Source organism: Mycobacterium sp. DHQP2018-32-09 (genome assembly GCF_058148405.1).
Window position 1 is genome coordinate 1 of record NZ_JBYVYK010000108.1, and the last position, 2654, is coordinate 2654.

4 protein-coding genes are annotated in these 2654 nt (G+C 68.3%); all 4 read left to right on the forward strand.

Annotated elements, in window-relative coordinates; translation table 11 throughout:
- On the forward strand, nucleotides 1-204 hold a 204-nt coding region (locus AC30CM_RS26855), incomplete at its 5' end, for a hypothetical protein (protein ID WP_490119955.1).
- A gap of 19 nt (nucleotides 205-223) precedes the next feature.
- A complete protein-coding gene (locus tag AC30CM_RS26860; protein WP_490119956.1) occupies nucleotides 224-1747 on the forward strand; it encodes an EspA/EspE family type VII secretion system effector in 1524 nt (507 codons plus the stop codon).
- Nucleotides 1744-2205, forward strand: coding sequence for a hypothetical protein (locus AC30CM_RS26865; RefSeq protein WP_490119957.1), 462 nt, complete (start codon nucleotides 1744-1746; stop codon nucleotides 2203-2205). Before AC30CM_RS26860 ends, AC30CM_RS26865 begins: the two co-directional genes overlap by 4 nt.
- A gap of 111 nt (nucleotides 2206-2316) precedes the next feature.
- On the forward strand, nucleotides 2317-2654 hold a 338-nt coding region (locus AC30CM_RS26870), incomplete at its 3' end, for a type VII secretion target (protein ID WP_490119958.1).

The window sequence follows — 2654 nt, forward strand, 5'->3', positions numbered from 1 at the left end:
CGGCTGGGCGACCTGCGGGCGGCCGATGCGCTCGACCGCCTCGAGACGTCCTGTGCGGTGGGCACGTTCACCCGGGCGTATGCGCGTGCGTTGACCGCAGGCGACGCCGACGAGCTGACCCGCGCCGCGGAGTCCTTCGCCGCGCTGGGCATGTCGGGCATCGCCTCGGACGCGGCGCGGCAGGCGCAGGCCGCGCGGAGATAGGCCTGCCCACTCAATCCCGTTGCGGGCGTTCGCGTTCCGTGACCCATTCGGGCTTCGGGGTCGGCGGGGTGGCGCCGTAGACCATCTGGTCGAAGTGACCGGTGGACTCCCGCGTCGGAAATCCCTGGGCACGCGAGTTCCGGATGAACCTGGCGACGAGGATCGCGATCGCGACGACGATGAACGCGACCAAGACGATCTTGACGATGGCCATGTCGACGAGGGTAGTCGTTGCGCGCGGGCACAGGTGGCGCGACCGCGGTGCAAGACCATCCGTCACCATCCGTCGATGCGCGCGCCCGAGGCATGTCACGTCGATGACAGGGGTACGCCGCCTATGATCGATCTAGGGAACGGTCGAACCGTGGGGGGCGTGGTGGGTTTACTCGACGGCTTTCTGTCGACCTGGTCGAACGCGCGCAAGACGTTCGGACGAGGCACACCTCAGACCGGCGAGGCCTTCGACCAGAGCAGCCAGTTCAGTCGCATGCAGACGACCGTGCAGTCGGCGGCCCCCGGCGATCGGTGGTCCGGCACCGCGGCAGCTGCCTACGGTAAGGCAAACGCCGACCACGGCAAGGTCTTCGACGAGCTGGCGGCACTGGACCGGCGGCTGGCCGCGACGGTCAGCCAGTCCGCTCAGGTGGTGGCGGCAGGACGCGAGAAGCTCGACGGCGTGAAGTCCTGGGTGGTCGACGCCGCCTCGAGCCTGCCGCCGGGCAAGGACCGCGAACGGCTGCTCGTCCCGATCGTCAAGAACGGGCTCGGACAGATCACCGACATCATGACCGCGTCGAACACCGAACTCAATCGCCTGGGGGGCGAAGTGCGCAAGATTGGCGCCGGCTATCAGCTGCTGGGAAACCAGAAGTTCGCACCCGCGTCGGGTCCCAGTCCCGACGTCCAGTTCGCGGGTGGTGCCGATCCGTATTCGCCTGGGGTGGAAAAGGAAGTCGAGCGGGGCCCGCTGACGCCGGGGAGACCTGCGGACCCATCGGATCCGTTCGTCGGGAACCCGAACTTCGGCCAGTGGGAGACGGTGTCGACCTCCCCGACCGGGCCGTACCCGCCGGTCACACCGGAGTATCGACCGTTTCCCGAGGGCACGCCGCTGAAGGTCGGACCGACGACGGGGTTGTACGTCCCCGGCCAGACGTGGGTCGCCGACGAGGACGCACCCATCGTGCAGTACCGGGAGGGATACCGATTTCAGATCGCCGGACAGCAGGCGACCGACATCACACGAGTGGTGACGGTGAACGGCGAGACCCAGGTTCAGCGCTGGGTAGGCAACGTGTACGAGTATCAGCGCAACACGTCGACCTCCGCGGGCGGTGACTTCAGTGGCCTGCCGCCCGTTCAGAACATCGACAACACGTGGAAGCCGATCTCGCTGCCGGAGATTGCCAACCTGTCGGCCAAGAACGGTGGCGTCACGTACTACCTCCCCGACGGTTGCGGGGGCACGGTGAACTTCGTCGACGGCGCTCCGGTAGCGCAGGGGCTGCCGCCGACACCACCGATCATGACGGTTCCCCGATGAAGCGGAACGTGACGGCCATCGGCGCCGCCCTTATGGTGGCCGTGGCGTCCCCAGCGATGTCGGCCTGTTCGTCGCCCGACCGACCAACCTCGGATTGCGACACCGTGCACTCGATGCTCGAGTTCAACCAATCGCACAACGAAAGACTGGCGGCGCAGTCGACTTCCAATGAGCCCGTCGAGACCGACATCTCTGACTACCGCGCCTGGGCAGACGAGCTGAAGCAGCGCGCCGCGAAGGTCACCGACCCCGGACTGGCGCAGCATGCGCAAGAGATGGCCAACCTGGCATCGCGGACCGTCGGCGTCGTGGAGCAGGCGCGAGATGACGCGCAGTCATCCCCGCCGTCGGGACCACCGCCCTGGGTGGCCGAGTACTCGGCGCTGAACAAGCAGTTCCGCGCCGAGGTCAGCGCCCTGGACGCAGCCTGCCCCGGGGATTCTCCGCCAACGGGCTGACGGCGGGTTTCACGGGCAATCGGTGCACGGCCCACCGGCCCGATTCCCGTCCACCGCGTCGTCGCGGCCGCCCTAGAATCGAATCCAGCACGCTTCGCCGAAGGGACCACGATGACCGGCCAGTTCTATCTCAGTGACACCGGGCTGTCCCCGCTGTCCGAGATCCACTCCCAGGTCGCCAGCGGCCTGGGCGGTCTGGCCAGCAGCGGTGGTCCGTCGGCGGCGCAGGTCGCGCAGTCGTTCGGCAACATCGCCCACGGCGTCAACACCGCACTCGACGGCGTCACGGCCAGCCGCGCCGGCACCATCAAGACCACGCAGGGCGCCAGCCAGACCATCTCCGACCTGATCACCAAGGCCAACCAGCTCTACGGCAAGGGCGACGTCGAGGGCGCCGACAAGCTCAAGGCCGCCGCGGAGGCCCTCGAGGCCGGCGGCGCCGGGGGCGC